The 16,571-nt window shown below is 65.5% G+C and carries 15 protein-coding genes and 1 tRNA gene; 8 read left to right on the top strand and 8 right to left on the bottom strand.

Annotated elements, in window-relative coordinates:
- Positions 1-305 precede the first annotated feature (305 nt).
- The gene (locus tag AB3X89_RS22780) at positions 306-1,526 is read left to right on the top strand and encodes a CaiB/BaiF CoA transferase family protein (RefSeq protein ID WP_368585285.1); all 1,221 of its coding nucleotides are present in this window, start codon (positions 306-308) and stop codon (positions 1,524-1,526) included.
- An 18-nt stretch (positions 1,527-1,544) separates the two neighbouring features.
- Here AB3X89_RS22780 and AB3X89_RS22775 read toward each other — a convergent pair whose 3' ends face one another.
- Both AB3X89_RS22775 and ggt read right to left on the bottom strand, forming a co-directional pair.
- Positions 1,545-2,105, bottom strand: coding sequence for an RBBP9/YdeN family alpha/beta hydrolase (locus tag AB3X89_RS22775; RefSeq protein WP_368585284.1), 561 nt, complete (start codon positions 2,103-2,105; stop codon positions 1,545-1,547).
- A 55-nt stretch (positions 2,106-2,160) separates the two neighbouring features.
- On the bottom strand, positions 2,161-3,966 hold the full coding sequence (ggt, locus tag AB3X89_RS22770) for a gamma-glutamyltransferase (protein WP_368585269.1): 1,806 nt from the start codon (positions 3,964-3,966) through the stop codon (positions 2,161-2,163).
- A 346-nt stretch (positions 3,967-4,312) separates the two neighbouring features.
- Between ggt and AB3X89_RS22765 the strand changes: the two genes are divergently transcribed.
- Together AB3X89_RS22765 and AB3X89_RS22760 are read left to right on the top strand one after the other, a co-directional pair.
- Positions 4,313-6,037 (top strand): glutamine--tRNA ligase/YqeY domain fusion protein, encoded by a 1,725-nt coding sequence (locus AB3X89_RS22765; RefSeq protein WP_368585268.1) that lies wholly within the window; start codon positions 4,313-4,315, stop codon positions 6,035-6,037.
- A gap of 104 nt (positions 6,038-6,141) precedes the next feature.
- Positions 6,142-7,140: a transporter substrate-binding domain-containing protein gene (locus tag AB3X89_RS22760; RefSeq protein WP_368585267.1), complete on the top strand. Its 999-nt coding sequence runs from the start codon at positions 6,142-6,144 to the stop codon at positions 7,138-7,140.
- A gap of 16 nt (positions 7,141-7,156) precedes the next feature.
- Here AB3X89_RS22760 and AB3X89_RS22755 read toward each other — a convergent pair whose 3' ends face one another.
- From AB3X89_RS22755 to AB3X89_RS22735, 5 genes are all read right to left on the bottom strand, one after another.
- Positions 7,157-7,606, bottom strand: coding sequence for an NUDIX hydrolase (locus AB3X89_RS22755; RefSeq protein WP_368585266.1), 450 nt, complete (start codon positions 7,604-7,606; stop codon positions 7,157-7,159).
- On the bottom strand, positions 7,603-7,986 hold the full coding sequence (locus AB3X89_RS22750) for a hypothetical protein (RefSeq protein WP_368585265.1): 384 nt from the start codon (positions 7,984-7,986) through the stop codon (positions 7,603-7,605). Before AB3X89_RS22750 ends, AB3X89_RS22755 begins: the two co-directional genes overlap by 4 nt.
- 113 nt (positions 7,987-8,099) lie before the next feature.
- On the bottom strand, positions 8,100-9,665 hold the full coding sequence (locus tag AB3X89_RS22745) for a methyl-accepting chemotaxis protein (protein ID WP_368585264.1): 1,566 nt from the start codon (positions 9,663-9,665) through the stop codon (positions 8,100-8,102).
- Between the two features lie 338 nt (positions 9,666-10,003).
- A tRNA-Arg gene (locus tag AB3X89_RS22740) sits at positions 10,004-10,080 on the bottom strand.
- 119 nt (positions 10,081-10,199) lie between these two features.
- Entirely contained in the window at positions 10,200-11,030 is an 831-nt protein-coding gene (locus AB3X89_RS22735) for an undecaprenyl-diphosphate phosphatase (RefSeq protein ID WP_368585263.1), read from the bottom strand.
- A 588-nt stretch (positions 11,031-11,618) separates the two neighbouring features.
- On the opposite strand from AB3X89_RS22735, the gene AB3X89_RS22730 reads away from it, so the two are divergent.
- From AB3X89_RS22730 to AB3X89_RS22720, 3 genes are all read left to right on the top strand, one after another.
- The gene (locus tag AB3X89_RS22730) at positions 11,619-12,527 is read left to right on the top strand and encodes an aldose epimerase (RefSeq protein WP_368585262.1); all 909 of its coding nucleotides are present in this window, start codon (positions 11,619-11,621) and stop codon (positions 12,525-12,527) included.
- Between the two features lie 153 nt (positions 12,528-12,680).
- On the top strand, positions 12,681-13,400 hold the full coding sequence (locus tag AB3X89_RS22725; RefSeq protein ID WP_368585261.1) for a peptidoglycan DD-metalloendopeptidase family protein: 720 nt from the start codon (positions 12,681-12,683) through the stop codon (positions 13,398-13,400).
- Between the two features lie 97 nt (positions 13,401-13,497).
- Positions 13,498-13,824 (top strand): hypothetical protein, encoded by a 327-nt coding sequence (locus AB3X89_RS22720; protein WP_368585260.1) that lies wholly within the window; start codon positions 13,498-13,500, stop codon positions 13,822-13,824.
- Positions 13,825-14,605: 781 nt separating this feature from the next.
- Here AB3X89_RS22720 and AB3X89_RS22715 read toward each other — a convergent pair.
- Positions 14,606-14,758, bottom strand: coding sequence for a hypothetical protein (locus tag AB3X89_RS22715; protein WP_368585259.1), 153 nt, complete (start codon positions 14,756-14,758; stop codon positions 14,606-14,608).
- A gap of 58 nt (positions 14,759-14,816) precedes the next feature.
- On the opposite strand from AB3X89_RS22715, the gene AB3X89_RS22710 reads away from it, so the two are divergent.
- Together AB3X89_RS22710 and AB3X89_RS22705 are read left to right on the top strand one after the other, a co-directional pair.
- Entirely contained in the window at positions 14,817-15,125 is a 309-nt protein-coding gene (locus AB3X89_RS22710; RefSeq protein WP_013089991.1) for a DUF2288 domain-containing protein, read from the top strand.
- Positions 15,122-16,519, top strand: a complete 1,398-nt coding sequence (locus tag AB3X89_RS22705; protein WP_368585258.1) for an MATE family efflux transporter — start codon at positions 15,122-15,124, stop codon at positions 16,517-16,519. The genes AB3X89_RS22710 and AB3X89_RS22705 overlap by 4 nt, the downstream gene beginning before the upstream one ends.
- Positions 16,520-16,571 lie beyond the last annotated feature (52 nt).

The following is a 16,571-nucleotide window of genomic DNA, read 5'->3' as shown; positions in this document are numbered from 1 at the left end:
CCTGACGGTTCCTGACGAAGACTGGCGGTCGATGGGATGCGCCAACTGTCTGTTTCTTTAAACGACTGATTATACGGGATCGGCACGCGTGCGCGGCACCGCGCGCCGCCTGGCTGGCGATCCGGCCAGCACGGCATGCGCGCGCCGCGACACGCGCGCGTCCGATCGTCCGATCGGCGCTATGACGTTCGGCTGACTGCGCCCGCGAGCGGGAATCGCTTAAGATGACTTCCACGAAACGTCGCGCGAAATTGCGCATGGCGGCTCGCCGCGCGGCCTGCAACCATCAGGAGACATTCAGGAACATGGGCGCTCTCAGTCATATCCGCGTGCTGGATCTCACCCGCGTGCTCGCCGGTCCGTGGTGCGCGCAGACGCTCGCCGATTTCGGCGCCGACGTCATCAAGATCGAACGCCCCGAGGTCGGCGACGACACGCGCCACTGGGGGCCGCCGTATCTGAAGACGCCGGACGGCGCGGACACGCGCGAAGCCGCCTACTATCTCGCGGCGAACCGCAACAAACGCTCGGTCACGCTCGACATCGCGTCACCCGAGGGCCAGCGGATCGTGCGCGAGCTGGCCGCGCAAAGCGACGTCGTGCTCGAAAACTACAAGGTCGGCCAGCTGAAGAAGTACGGCCTCGACTACGAATCGCTCAAAGCGGTGAAGCCCGACCTGATCTACTGCTCGGTCACGGGCTTCGGGCAGACCGGACCGTATGCGCAGCGCGCCGGCTATGACTTCATCGTGCAGGGCATCGGGGGCTTCATGAGCATTACCGGCGAGCGCGACGGTCAGCCGGGCGGCGGCCCGCAGAAGGCCGGCGTCGCGATCGCCGACCTGATGACCGGCATGTACTCGACGATCGCCGTGCTGACCGCGCTCACGCACCGCGATCGCACGGGCGAAGGCCAGTACATCGACATGGCGCTGCTCGACGTGCAGGTCGCGATGCTCGCCAACATGAACTCGAACTACCTCGCGAGCGGCCAGCCGCCAGTGCGCTGGGGCAACGCGCATCCGAACATCGTGCCCTACCAGACCTTCCAGACGAGCGATGGCTGGATCATCGTCGCGGTCGGCAATGACGGCCAGTTCCGCAAGTTCGTCGAGGTGGGCGGCCGCCCGGAACTCGCCGACGACGACCGTTTCGCGACCAACCCCGCGCGCGTGCGCAACCGCGAACTGCTCGTGCCGATGCTCGCGGACATGGTCCGTCTGCAAGGCAAGCAGCAATGGATCGCGGCGCTCGAAGCGGCCGGCGTGCCGTGCGGGCCGATCAATAACCTCGACGAAGTGTTCGACAACGAGCAGGTGGTCGCGCGCGGTCTGCAGGTGGATCTGCCGCATCCGTCGGCCGGCACGGTCAAGCTCGTGCGCAATCCGATCAACATGACCGGCACGCCGCCGCAGGCGCTGAGCCATCCGCCACTGCTCGGCGAGCACACCGAGCGTGTGCTGCGCGACCTGCTCGGATACGACGCGCAGACGATTGCGGAATTGAAGCGAAAGGCGGTGATCTGATCGACGATGCGACGAGACTCAGCGCGGCGCCCTTAGCGAAGCCAGCCAGCTGCGCCCCTCGTCCCAATCGCCGAGGCCGCTATCGGCGTTGATGTGGCCGCGCGCGCCAATCTCGATCCAGCGGCTGCCCCACGCGTTCGCGCAGGTTTGTGAAAACGGCACGCCGCCATACGGATCGTCGCTGCTCGCCACGACGATCGTCGCAAACGGCAGGCGTTCGAGCGGCACCGGCGCAAAGCCGGTCGCGTCCCGCGGGAAATGCGCTTCGGCCGGATCGGGCACGGCGACCAGCAGCGCGCCGGCCACCTTCGCGAGTTGCGCCGCGCTCGCGTACCGCGAGGCCCAGAACGCCGTGGTCAGACAGCCGAGGCTGTGAGCGGCGAACACGACCGGCGCGTCGAGGGAGTCGAGCGTGGCGGCCAGCGTGCGGCACCAGGCGTCTCGCGAAGGGTGGTCCCAATCCGGCATCCGCACGCGGAGGAACGCGGGATCGAGCGCTTCCCAGCGCGTTTGCCAGTGGCCTGGGCCGGAGTCCAGATAGCCCGGCAGTACGAGTGTGGTTGGTTGTTGTTCGGTCATCATGCTTCCCCGGGTTCGGCTTATGGCCCGCTCGCGGGATAGCGCGGCGGGGCGTCTACCGTATCACGCGTGCCACGCCGGCACCACGGGGGTCGCTCGCGGGCTCGGGCGTCGTGCCGTTCACGCGGATCATCTGCACGTCGCCGTTGTACGGCTGCTGCTCGACCGTATAGCCGAGCGCCTTCAGCTGCGTGGCGAGCTCATCCGGCGCCGGATGGTACGGCTCGAAGTAGATCGTCTTTTGTGGCAGCAACTGATGATGGAACCGCATCGCGGCGAGCGCGTCCGTCGGCGACATGTCGAAGTCGGAGAGATTCGTCATCACCTGGAAGATCGTCGTCAGGATGCGCGAGCCGCCGGGCGTGCCGATCGCCAGCGCGATCTTGCCGTCCTTCAGCAGCAGCGTGGGCGTCATCGACGAAATCGGGCGGCGGCCCGGCGCGATCGTGTCCGGCTCGGCATCGTCGGCGCCGGATGCCGAGGCCGCGCCCGACGCGCCCGTCGCCCCGGCGCCGGCCGGCTTGATCAAGAAATCGTCCATCGCATCGTTCAGCAGGAACCCGCCGCCGTCCACCACCACGCCCGAGCCGAAATCGCCGTTCAGCGTGTAGGTGTTCGACACCGCGTTGCCCCACTTGTCGACTACCGAGAAATGCGTGGTTTGCGCCTTCTCCGTCGCCTCGGCGCCGTCAGCGCCGGGCTTCACCGGCGCCGCGCCCGGCGCTTCGTCGGTTTTGACTTCGGCCGCGCGCTGCGCGAGGTAGGCGTCGTCGATCAGCTTCGCGACCGGCACCGGCGATGCGTCCGGGTCGCCGATATAGCGCTGCCGGTCCGAGAACACCCGATCCTCGATCTGCGCGATCAGATGGATGTACGGCGCCGAATTCAACGCGAGACCGTCGAACGCCGGCTGCAGAGCGGCCCGCATCTTCAGCATCTGGATCAGCCCGATGCCGCCCGAGCTCGGCGGCGGTGCCGTGATCACGCGGTAGCCGTGCCAGTCGGCTGCGAGCGGCTCGCGCCACAGTGCCTTGTACTGGCTCAGATCCTGGCTCGTGATCAGGCCGTGGCCGTACATCTGCGCGGCGATCATTTGAGCGGTGCGGCCCTCGTAGAACTCGCGGCCGCCGTCGCTCGCGATTCGCCCGAGCGTCTGCGCGAGTTCCGGCTGGCGCAGCGTCGCGCCCGTTCTCAGGTTGCCGAAATAGGCGTCGAAATTGGTCTTGCCGGCGAAACCCTTCGCGGCCGCGTCGCGCCGCTGCTGCAGGCGCGGGCCGATCTGGAAGCCGTCGGTCGCGTAATGGATCGCAGGCGCGAGCACCTGCTTCCATTTAAGCTTGCCGAAGCGGCGCTGCGCTTGCCACATACCATCGACGGTGCCCGGCACCGCCGCCGCGCGATGACCGACCGTGCTCATGCCCGGCACCACGTTGCCCTTGTCGTCGAGGTACATGTCGCGGTTCGCCTGCTGCGGCGCGCGCTCGCGATAGTCGAGAAAATACGGCTTGCCGTCGACCAGCAGCGTCATGAAGCCGCCGCCGCCGAGGTTGCCCGCATCGGGCCGCGTGACGGCGAGTGTGAAGGCCATCGCGACCGCGGCATCGACCGCGTTGCCGCCTTCGGCGAAGATCTGCTGCGCGGTGTCGGCGCTGTAGGCATCGGGCGCGGCGACGGCCGACGCATCGAGCGGCGGCTTCGGCACCGCTGTTTTCGCGGCGGCGGACGGCGGCGCGGCCACGTTCACGGCAAGCGCGGCAAACCAGGCCGAAGCGAGCACGCGACGAGTACCGCTAGAAAATCGGGCGCTAGCCAAAGCGCCGGCAAAAGGCGCGCGAAACGCGCCGTGCATCGGGATAGACATCCGGGAGAACTCCGGCAACGAAGCGAGCATGGCGCACGAGCAAAGGAGCCTCGTGCAAGCGATGAAGGACAGCGTGGACAGCTCAGGCGGCCCGCCCCGCGCGAAGGCCCAGCGCGGGTGCGCGGGCCGCGCGCAGCAGCGCATCCTAAGTCGGCGCGTCGCGCGCCGCCAACCCGTTTTACCTCCTGTTACAGCCCCGCGCGCCTGCTTCGGCGACTGCGGCATCCGCGCCAGACCGCCCCGCCGTTGGCTGCGCGCCGCAAGCGCCTGCCGCGAGCGGGCTCGTCAGGTAGAATTGTCGGCTAAGCGGGCGCATTGCGCGCCCCACGGACTCTCACCTTCTCGCATGAATACCGAACGCAAAGACGCTGATCGCAACGACGCGCCCACGGCATCCAATTTCATCCGCAACATCATCGACGACGACAACCGCACCGGCAAATGGAACCAGCGCGTCGAAACGCGCTTCCCGCCGGAGCCGAACGGCTATCTGCACATCGGTCACGCGAAGAGCATCTGCCTGAACTTCGGCGTCGCGCGCAGCTACGGCGGCGTGTGCCATCTGCGCTTCGACGACACCAATCCGGAGAAGGAAAGCGTCGAGTACGTCGAGTCGATCATCGACTCGGTGCGCTGGCTCGGCTTCGAATGGGAAAAGGACCGCACCGAACATCTGTACTACGCGAGCGACTACTACGACAAGCTGTACGAGTTTGCGGAGCTGCTGATCCAGCGCGGCAAGGCGTACGTGGATAGCCAGTCGGCCGAGGAAATGCGCGCGAACCGCGGCTCTGCTACCGAAGTCGGCACGCCGTCGCGTTTCCGCGATCGTTCGGTCGAAGAAAACCTCGACCTGTTCCGCCGCATGAAGGCGGGCGAGTTCAAGGAAGGCGAGCACGTGCTGCGCGCGAAGATCGACATGTCGTCGCCGAACTTCAACATGCGCGACCCGGTCATCTATCGCATCCGCTTCGCGCATCACTACCGTACCGGTGACACCTGGTGCGTGTACCCGATGTACGACTACACGCACTGCATCTCGGACGCGCTCGAAAACATCACGCATTCGCTGTGCACGCTCGAATTCGAAGATCACCGCCCGCTGTACGACTGGATCCTGAACGAGCTCGCTGAAGCCGGCATCTTCAAGCGTCCGTTGCCGCAGCAAATCGAGTTTTCGCGCCTGAACCTGACCTATGCGATCACCAGCAAGCGCAAGCTGCTGCAACTCGTCAACGAAGGCCATGTGGAAGGCTGGGACGACCCGCGCATGCCGACCATCGTCGGGGTGCGCCGGCGCGGCTTCACGCCGGAATCGATCCAGCTGTTCTGCGAGCGCATCGGCGTGACCAAGGTCGACTCGTGGATCGATATGAGCGTCTTCGAAGGCGCGCTGCGCGACGATCTCGACGAGAAGGCGCCGCGCATCGCCGCCGTGCTCGATCCGGTCAAGCTGATCATCGACAACTTCCCCGAACGCCTCACCGAGCCGTGCCACGCACCGGTGCATCCGCATCATCCGGAACAGGGCGTGCGCGAGTTTCCGATTTCCCGCGAGCTGTGGATCGAGCGCGAGGATTTCACGGAAACGCCGCCGAAGGGCTACTTCCGTCTGTTCCCGGGCAACAAGGTGCGCCTGCGCTACGGCTACGTGATCGAATGCACGCACGCGGACAAGGACGAGAACGGCAACATCGTCGCGGTGCATTGCAACTACTTCCCGGACAGCAAATCGGGCACCGAAGGCGCGAACAATTACAAGGTCAAGGGCAACATCCACTGGGTCAGCGCCGCGGCTGCGTGCCCGGCCGAAGTGCGCATCTACGACCGGCTGTTCAAGGAACCGCAACCGGACGCCGGCGGCCGCGATTTCCTCGAAGCACTGAATCCGGACTCGAAGCGCGTGGTCCACGCCTACCTCGAAACCGGCGCGCGCCATGCGCTGCCGGAGCAGCGCTACCAGTTCGAGCGCCACGGCTACTTCGTTGCCGATCGCGTCGATTCGAAGCCGGGTAAGCCCGTATTCAACCGCATCGTCAGTCTGCGCGACAGTTGGGGCAAGCCGGCCTAAGCTCACGTCAGCGACGGCCCGGCGTTGCCGGGCCCAGACCGGTTGCCTGAGATTCGATCGACACTCATGCGCGCTCGCCTGGGCGCGCCGGTCCGGGAGGTCCGATGAAGGTTGCAGTCCGCCGCGGGGATGGGACTGAAAGTAGCATTTGCGTCGCAAGGAGTCCGCGCGGCTCACGCTTGCCGCACTTGCCGCGCTTCGTGCGCGACCTGCACGGCGCGCTGCTTGCGCTGGCCGCCTGCGGTGTGGTCGCGTTCGCCGGCCCGGCAGGCGCGGATGAACTGACCGGTACGCTGAGAAAGATCCACGACGACGGCGTCGTCGTGCTCGGCGTGCGCGAGGCATCGATCCCGTTCTCGTACTTCGACGGCAAGCGCACGGTCGGCTACTCGCAGGCGATCGCGATGCAGATCGTCGATGAAATCCGGAAGACGCTCGGCATGGCGCAGTTGCGGGTTCACGAAATCACGGTGACTTCGTCGAACCGCACGCCGATGCTGCTGAACAACCAGATCGATCTCGAATGCGGCTCGACCACGCACACGGTCGAGCGCGAAAACGTCGCCGCGTTTTCGGACAGCCTGTTCCAGTACGCGGTGCGCATGATCACGCGCAGGAACAGCGGCATCACCGACTTCCCCGATCTGGCCGGCAAGCCGGTCGTGACGACCGCGGGCACGTCCGACGAGCGCCTGCTGCGCAGCCTCAACACCGAGAAGCAGCTAAACATGCGCATCATGAGCGCGCGCGACCATCAGGAAGCCTTCAACGCAATGAAAGACGGCCGCGCGGTGGCGTTCGTGATGGACGAGCCGATCGTCTACGGTTTCAAGGCGACCGACCCGCATCCCGACGATTTCATCGTGACGGGTGCGCCGCTCGGCTATGAGGTGTACGCGTGCATGTTCCGCAAGGGCGACGAGCCGTTTCGCGCGCTCGTGAATCGCGTGATCGTACGCTCGCAGACGTCCGGCGACGCCGAGCGTCTGTACCGGCAGTGGTTCACGCAGCCGATTCCGCCGCGCGGCATCAATGTCAATTTCCCGCTGTCGGAGCAGAACCGCGCGTTGTTCGCGCATCCTAACGACCGCGCGCTCGACTGAACGCGGCGCGCGCCGTCTATAGCGACCGGTGCAGCTCCGCGAGCGACAGCGTCGTCTCGAAGAGCCGCGTCAGACTACGGCTCGCATACAGCGGGACCTCTTCGATCGACGCCCAGCGGTAGTCGTCCATTTCGGGGATCAGTGTGCCGTCCGAGCGGCGCGGAAACAGCGACGTGCAGGTGCACACGCTCAGATCGAGTTCGCCGGCACTCGCGCGCGCCGCGAATAGATGCAGGTCCTTGTCGCGCCGGTAGACGAACAGGCCGAGATCCTTCAGGCGGCCAGCCTCGAGCGCGATGCCGGTTTCCTCGACCATCTCGCGTAGCGCGGTCACGTGCGGCGCCTCGCCGTCCTCGCCCTGCCCTTTTGGAATATCCCAGTGCGACGTTTCGGTGGCGTGCGCGAGCAGCACGCGTCCGTCGGGATCGAGCAGCACGATCCCGCACGAGACGATTCGCGGGCTCATCGCTTCTGCAGTTGCCAGGCGCCGCCTACCTTGCAGAAGTTCGGACGCAGGTTCATCGATTGCCCTTTCGCATTGAGTACGACGCCGAGGACGCGGCAAGTGCGCCCGCCTTCGGTCGAGGTGCTGTCCATCGTGATGGTCGCGTCGATCTTCACGCTGTTGCCTGTGCCGTCGTTGACCCACGTGAAGCTGTCGCCGTCCTTTCTGTCATTGAGCGCGCTCATGACCGCGTGCTTGATCGAGTCGTTGTCGCGCTGCCTCATGTAGGTGATCGGCGTGTCGTTCAGAAAGGCGAGGTTCGCGGCTTGCGCGCCGATCGCCGCGCCGAGCAGCAGGCTCGCGGCACTGAGGCGGAACAGCACACGGGTTCGCGTCGACATGTGGGACTCTCCTTGAAGTGCGCACGGCGCGCACGGGCGCACGCGGCATTTGATCCTGACCTCAAAAGCATAGCATGCACACTTCTGCGCGCAGCGCGCCATCGACGCGGCCATCAACGCGCCGCGGCCGTCCCCTGCAGGCGGAACGTGCTGACGACGTCGCGCAGCATCTGCGCCTGTTCCTGCATCGACTGCGCGGCGGCCGCCGCCTGCTCGACCATCGCCGCGTTCTGCTGGGTGGTCTCGTCCATCTGCGCGATCGCGAGATTGACCTGCTCGATGCCACGGCGCTGCTCGTCGGACGCGGCGGAAATCTCGCTGATGATGTCGGTCACGCGCTTCACCGCATCGACGAGCGAGTCCATCGTGCCGCCCGCTTTCTCGACGAGCGCCTTGCCGCTGCCGACGCGCGCGACCGAATCCTCGATCAGCGTCTTGATCTCCTTGGCCGCATCGGCGCTGCGGCGCGCGAGATTGCGCACCTCGCCCGCGACGACCGCGAAGCCGCGACCCTCTTCACCGGCGCGCGCGGCTTCGACGGCCGCGTTCAGCGCGAGGATGTTGGTCTGAAACGCGATGCTCTCGATCACGCCGATGATGTCGACGACGCGTGCCGAGCTCTCCGCGATGCTCTGCATATTCGCGACGACGTGCTGCACGGCCTCGCCGCCCTCGCCCGCGAGTTGCGACGCGGAGTGCGCCATGCGGTTGGCCTGCAGCGCGTTGTCGGCGTTCTGTTTGACGGTCGCCGTCAGCCGCTCCATGCTCGCGGCCGTTTCGCCGAGCGACGACGCCTGCTGTTCTGTGCGCGCCGACAGATCGAGATTGCCGGCGGCGATCTCTTCCGCCGCGACCGTGATGGTTTCGGTGCCGCCGCGAATGCGCCTGATCGCGTCGGCGAGGCGGCTTTGCATGCGCTGCATCGCGAACAGCATGCTTTCCTGATCGTTGCCGGCCAGTGCGACGGGGCACGATAGATCGCCGTCGGCGATCGTCTCCGCGACGCTCGCCGCGTAGGCGGGCTCGCCGCCGAGACTGCGCTTGACGTTGCGGATGATCAGCACGAGCGCGATGGTGCTGACGCTGCCGATCACGAGGATCGTCAGCAGATAGCGCAGCAGGTCGGCGCGGAACGCCGCGTCGATGTCGTTCACGTAGACGCCCGAAATCAGATACCAGTCCCACGCGGCAAAGCGCTTGACGAAGCTGATCTTCGGCACGTGCTCGTTGTGGCCAGCAAGGCGTCCCATGTAATCGACGAAGCCCTGTCCCTGCGCCTGCGCCACCTTGACCATCTCGACGAACAGCAGCTTGCCGTCGGTGTCCGCGTAGTGCGACACGTCTTTGTTGCGCAGATCGGCGAGCACCGGGTGCATGATCACGACCGGCGTCGCGGTCGTCACGATCATGTAGCCGCTGCCGGGGTAGCGCATCGCGGACAGGCGCGCCAGCGCCTGCTGCCGTGCCTGTTCCGGCGTCAGCTCGCGCCGGTCGGCGCGCTGCGCGTAGTCGGCGACGATGCCGTACGCGCTCTCGACGACGTTCTGCACCGCCGATTTGCGCTCGGCGAGCATCGTCGCGCGCGACTGCCACGCGGCCCAGCCGCCGAGGCCGAGCAGACCGAGCCACGTGATCAGCAGCGCGAGCCAGAGTTTGGTGTTGAGGCTGAGTCGGTTCACGCTGATTCCTCCAATCGCGGCGCGTCAAACGGTTCTGTTGAACTAACGGCGTCGCGCGCGATTTCCTGAGTCGGGAAACACCCGAAGCGAGCCATTCGATGATGGAAACGACAACGTGCGTGTGACGTCGGGGAGTTGCTGATCGTCAGCCGGGCCCGCGCGCCGATATCAGTTGCTCGACGATCCGGGCAGCAATCTCGCGGTGATCATGAAGGATGGGCGGATCTACAGGAAACACGCTCGGCGTGGCGTTCAACCGTTGCGCGCGTGGTGCTAAAAGACAGCAAAAAAGACAAAAAGGGTTACAGGCGCGAGGCTTGTAACCCTTTCGATGATTCTGGTACGGCAGGAGGGGCTCGAACCCCCGACCCTCGGCTTAGAAGGCCGATGCTCTATCCAGCTGAGCTACTGCCGTATGGATCGCTATCTGCATGAAACCGGCACTCGCAGCGAGCCGCCCGATTTCGCACAAACTAAAATTCTAACTGACCTGCAAACAACCGGGCCCGGATTATAACCGATCGCCCGCCGCGCTCAGACCGGCTGCGGATGCAGCATGAACCAGCCGAGGAACACGATCCCCGCGATCGCGCAGTACAAACCGAACGACGCGAGACGCCCGCGGCCTTCGAAATAGCGCATCAGGAAACGCACGCTCAAGTACGCGGCGATCGCGGTCAGCACGCCGCCGAGCGCCGCGTCGGCAAGCTGGCTCGGCGCGTGGAGCAGCTTCGGCAGTTCGAGTACGCCAGCCGCGAAAATGATGGGGGTGCCGAGCAAAAACGAAAACTCGGCGGCTTTCTCGGTGGTGAGGCCGGCCGCATTGCCGGCGATCATCGTCAGGCCGCTGCGCGAGAAGCCCGGAATCAGCGCGCCGATCTGCGCGAGGCCGACGAAGAACGCCTGGCGGAACGTCAGCTTTTCCGGTGCCCGATGCGCGCGTGCGCGTTGCAGGCGATCGCCGAACCACAGCAGCACGCCGTTCACGATCAACGCAAACGCGACGATCCGCAGATCGTGAAAAATCGCCTCGAGGCGCTTTTCCAGCACGAGACCGACGAGACCCGCCGGAATCGTACCGATGATCAGCGCCCACATCATGTGACCGTCGTCGTTGCGGCGGCCGCCGAGCGACGCGAAGAAACCGCGCACCAGCGCGCACCAGCGCTCGCGGAAGTACCACAGCAGCGCGAACGCGGTGCCCAGATGCAGAGCGACGAGGAACGGCAGCAACTGCGGCGCATGCTTATCGATGTGCATGTCGAACAGGGCTGGCACGAGCAGCGTGTGGCCAAGGCTGCTCACCGGAAACAGTTCGGTCACGCCTTGCAGCACGCTGAGAAAAATCAGAAACGACAGGTTCACGCGGCGGTCCTTGTAAGCAAAGTGTCGGGAAACTGCGCGCCGCACAAAAGGGAAGCCGGCGCGTCAAAAGGCGCACCGATTATGCCTGGCTGCACAGTCAGCGCCAAGCGGTTGGACCACATTCGGAGAGAAATTGACGCGCCGCGTCACAACTCGACACGGTTGTTACGCGAGGGCAAGGAAGCGGGCAGCGGATTCGTCGCGCGCGTACTGCGAACGCAGAGGAATGAACCCAGCGGGATCAGCGCTTGAGCGAGTGGAAGAAGTAGTACGTGCTAGCCGTGAATATGCCGAACAAAGAAACGGCCATTGCCATTGCGAGATCCATGATGCCTCCTGAGCCGATTCGCCCGGGAGTCGGATAGACCGGACGCTCAGGCGGATTATCAATAGGATTCGCCCTTTTCCGACACCCGCAATTTCCCGGGAAGGGTTTCCCCGTAGCGCAAAGCAGCGCAAAATCGCGGTTTCAGCGCGCCTGACGCAGTCGCGGCGAGTGGCGCAAAACGCCGCTTCATCCGGATGCAACGGCCGACGCAGCCAACCGCTTTGCACGACCCTCAACCTCTATCTGGCTACCTACTGACCATGCCCCTCTCCCCGGAACAGGACATTCTCGAGATCGCCCAGGACGCCTCCGTGCTCCGCTTTTCGCCGCAAGCCGGCGGCCGTCTGCTATCGTGGACGATCGATGGCGAAGAGGTGATCCACTGGCCCGAACACGCCGACTGGAGCGCGCCCGCGCGGATTCGCGGTGGCAATCCGCTGCTGTTTCCGTTTCTCGGCCGTCACTTCGTCGACGGCAAGATCGGCCATTGGCGTGACGCGCATGGCACCGTGCGTGAGATGCCGATGCACGGTTTCGCGCGCGACCTGCCGTTCGAGCCCCACGCCGACGTGCATGGCGCCGGCCTGCGCATGATTCTGACCGACAGCAAAGCGACCCGCGCCGTCTATCCGTTCGGCTTTCGCTTCGAAGCCGCTTACGAGCTCATCGATCCGCGCACGCTCGACGTGACGCTGACCACCACCAATACCGGCCACACGCCCCTGCCCTACTACGCCGGCCATCACTTCTACTTCACTCTGCCGCACACGCAGCGCGCGCAGACGACGATCGAGCTGCCGCCCACCGAGCGCTGCCGTCAGCTCGGGGATGGCTCGATCAGCCCCGCCGAGCCTGGCGAAGCGAGTTACACGCTCGACGAAGACCGCATCTACGACCGCTTCCATTGCCTGAGCGGCACGCCCGATCGACCGGTGCGGGTCGAGGCGCCGGGCATCAACCGCGTAATTACGATCGATCTGCAGCGGCCCGGCTCGGTGCCCTGGTACTCGGTCACGACGTGGACCGAAACGCCGCAATCGGACTTTTACTGCGTTGAGCCGTGGCTCGGGCTGCCCGATGCGATCCATAACGGCCGCGGCTTGCGCTGGCTCGAGCCGGGACAAACCGAGACGGCGGCACTGCGCATTACCGTCGAGAAGACCAGCTGATATGCCGACGCCGGCGGCGAGCGGCTCGAAGCGGCCGCCCGCCGCCTCGCCCTCCTCGCCGGGGGGCGCAACACAAAACCGTTAGAATCGAACGCTTTGTCTGTCTGTGCCGCGTGATCGGGATCGGCGCGCGGCAGCGCTTTGCGAGGTCCAATGCTGGAAACAACAAGAATCAAACGACTCGGTTGCGCGGCATTGTTCGTGCTGCTCGCCGCGTGCGGGTCGGCGCCGGTGGCGCCGGGCTACTACCGGGTCGAACGGGGCGACACGCTGTCGAAAATCGCGCGCGGCAACCGCCAATCGGTGCAGAACATCGCGCGCTGGAACAACCTGACCAATCCGGACAACATCGAGGTCGGCCAGGTGCTGCGGGTCGCGCCCCCGAGCGGAACGGCGTCGACGAGCGGTGCGATCCGTAGCGGCGGCGGCGGTGGTAGCGGCAGCGCGAGTGCTTCGGCCGCGCCGCGTGCTGCGCCGGCGGACACTGCGCCGGCCGCCGCGCCCGCGCCGATTTCGCTAGTCTGGCCGGCCGACGGCACCGTGTTCCGCCGTTTCGACGGCGGCAACTCGAAGGGGATCGATATTTCCGCGGCGGCCGGCACACCGATCGTCGCGGCGGCGCCCGGCACCGTCGTCTATGCGGGCAACGGTCTGCGCGGCTACGGCAATCTTTTGATCCTCAAGCACAACGCCGACTACCTGACGGCTTACGCGCATAACCGCACGCTGTTCGTGAAGGAAGGCGAATCGGTCAAGCGCGGCCAGAAAATCGCCGAAATGGGTGACACCGATACCGATCGCGTGATGCTGCATTTCGAGCTGCGCTACCAGGGCCGCTCGATCGATCCGTCGAAGGAACTGCCGCCGCGCTAGGCGGCGGCGGGCGCGAGAACCCACCGTGCTATAAACGCTCAATTCGAAGCGGCGTGGCTGCGCGCCACGCCCTTCGTAGATTTGCAAGGAATCTGAAATGAAAAGCCCATTGGCGCGCGTCGCGGCGGCCGCAACGATCAGTCTCGGCCTCCTGACGCTCGGCGGCCTCGGCGGCTGCTCGACCACGACTACGATGACCTATCTGCCGAGCGGCGACACCGGCTTCGCGATCAACTGCAGCGGCAGCGACGCGAGCACGAGCTGGGCCGAGTGCTACAAGCGCGCGGGCGAAACCTGCGGCAACTACGGGTACGACGTGGTGTCGAAAGACGTCGACAGCGGCGCAACGTCGGGCGGCACGATCGGCGGGATTTTCGGCGCGAATGTGAAAAACCGTTCGATGGTCATTCGCTGCAAGCAGTAATGGCGGCACTTTGTGCGCCAGGCACGGCCGCCCAGCGGGATAGCGTCACCGATCAGCGGCGTCGCCGGCGTCCCGAGCGCGGATCGATGCGAGCGGCGAAGCGCAGCAGCAACGCGAGCGCGATAACCCATACGCCGACAAAGATGATCACCCCGGTCATGAGCCTCGCGCCGAAAAAATAATCCGCCATCATCGGCCGTGTATGTGAATTCGCGGTGAAGATCGCCGCGACGGGTTAAACACCCGCGTAAATCGGTTCAAAAAAAAGCCCGGCACGAAGCCGGGCTAACGGGGGTTCGGCGCATATCGGCAAAGGACCGGTTCACCATGCGCCAGAACGAAATCTAACAATCTGCATTTACAAGCGCAATCGATTAATTTTGCGGTCAATGTTACACGGCGTACGGATTACGCAATCCGTGAATCGGAAATGTCGGAATGAGACCGGCTAAATGCGCCGCGGCCGGGCTACTCGGCCCGCGAGGTCATTCAAACTGGATTGTCCGAGCCTCGCACCAGCCAATGTTCTTGGGCCATCGAGGAAAATGCCGGGAAAACAGCAGAGGAAAGACATCTGTCCGAATAACACTAACTCGTTCGGCAATAAGCCCGCTTTGGCTCGTGAATATTAACTTGGTGCGGAAACGCACGTAACGCATCGATTAGTCGCGGCAACCGGTTCGGAATAAGCTTCGATATTTCATCACAACAAATTCGCGAATAGTGAAAGATTTAACATCGACAATTCCCCGACAATCTTGAAACCATTCAAACTCGCGTTTCAATTCGGAATATTCGGACGATTAATCGCGGCGCTGATTGGCGGCATGGCGCGTGCGCCGTCGTCGTTGAATCCGTCGGCATCCAGGTTCAGAATCCGACTCAGTCCGGCGATGCATAAAAGACCGCTCCGCGCGTTGCGCAGGCCCGCCATGCGGCTCGCCGGTCTGCGCCAATGGTTTATAGTGACGACCCCGTCCGACCCGCCTACTATGACTTCCAACGACGCCCCCCAAAGCCCCCTGTACGCGAAGCTGCTCGGCGAAACCGCCAAGATCGGCTGGAGCGAACTCGAACGTTTCTTTGCGCGCGGCATCCTGCTGCACGTCGCGCGCGACCTTGATCTCGTGAGCGTCGCCGAAGCGATCGCCAACGACGACACCACCCAGGTCGCCCAATGGTTGTCTTCGGGCCTCGTTGAGCGCGTGCAGTCGGAGACGGCCGCCGATTTCGCCGCGCGCGATCCCGAGCTGTGGGCAGTCGTCGTCTCGCCGTGGGTGTGCGTTCAGGAGCGCTCTTGAGCGACGCGAGGACGCCCGATGCCGGGACGCCCGACGGCGCGCCTTCCCAAACCGCCGCGCATTCAGCCAGCGGGCGGGCGCTGCCGGTACGCTGGCATCGCCGGGTGCTCGCGCTCGCGTTCCCGATCGTCCTCGCGAATCTGACGCAGCCGATCCTCGGCGCGGTCGATACCGCCGTCGCCGGTCATCTGGATAGCGCCTCCTACCTCGGCGGCGTTGCGCTCGGCGGGCTCTTCTTCAACTTCGTGTTCTGGGGCTTCGGCTTCCTGCGCATGGGCACCACCGGCCTCGTCGCGCAGGCGCACGGCGCGGCCCACGGCGACGAGCTGCGCAACAGCGTGGTGCGCGCACTGCTGATGGCGGCTGCGATCGGCGCGCTGGTGCTGCTCGTGCAGCAACCGCTGATCGACTACGCGCTGCGGGCGATCGGCGGCAGCGACGCGGTGCAGCGGCATGCGCAGGTGTATTGCCACGCGCGCATCTGGGCCGCGCCGCTCGCGCTCGGCAATTACGTGGTGCTGGGCTGGCTGCTCGGCACGCAGCGGGTGCGGCTCGCGTTGCTGTCGCAGGTGTTCATCAACAGCGTGAACATCGTCGCGGTGCTGCTGTACGTGTACGCGTTTCATTGGGGCGTGGCCGGCATCGGCGCGGCTACCGCGACTGCCGACGCACTCGGCTTCTTGCTCGGCCTCGCGCTGCTATGGCACGGCAGGCCGCGCGGCCTGCCCGCGCTGAATCGCGCCGCGTTGTTCGACACCGCCGCGCTGAAGCGTCTCGTCGTGCTCAATCGCGACATCTTCGTGCGCACGCTGTGTCTGCTTTCGTCGTTCGGCTGGTTTGCGCATCTCGGCGCGCGGCAAGGCGACGCGACGCTCGCCGCGAACGCATTGCTGCTCAATTTTCAGACCTTCATGGCGTACGGGCTCGACGGTTTCGCGCATGCGGCCGAGGCGCTGGTCGGCGCGGCGATCGGCGCGCGCGATCGTCACGCGTTCGCGCAGGCGGTCAAGGTCACCGCGATGTGGTCGGCGCTCGGCGCGATCGGCTTCTCGTTCGTGTACTGGGGCGCGGGCGCATGGATCATCGAGCGGCTGACCGATCAGGCCGCCGTGCGCGCGGCGGCCGAAACTTATCTGCCGTGGGCGGCGCTGTCGCCGGTCATTTCGGTGTGGGGCTTCCTGCTCGACGGCGTGTTCATCGGCGCGACGCGCACGCGCGAGCTGATGATGGCGATGGTGGCGTCGCTCGTGGTGTTCGTCGCGGCGTCGTCGGCATTGCTCTCGTGGCACGGCAATCACGGGCTGTGGATCGCGCTGCTGATCTTCATGGCCACGCGCGGCGCGACGCTCGCGCGCTACCTGCCGGGCGTGTCGCGAGGGATTGCGGCGGCGTAGTCGCGCGGTGCGGCGCGCCGCGCCCCGTTGGCTGTTCGGCGGACGACAGAAC

Source organism: Paraburkholderia sp. BR14320 (genome assembly GCF_040948665.1).
Taxonomy (GTDB): Bacteria; Pseudomonadota; Gammaproteobacteria; order Burkholderiales; family Burkholderiaceae; genus Paraburkholderia; species Paraburkholderia youngii.
The sequence above is the reverse complement of the archived record's forward strand: the minus strand, read 5'-3'. Positions and strand labels throughout refer to the sequence as shown.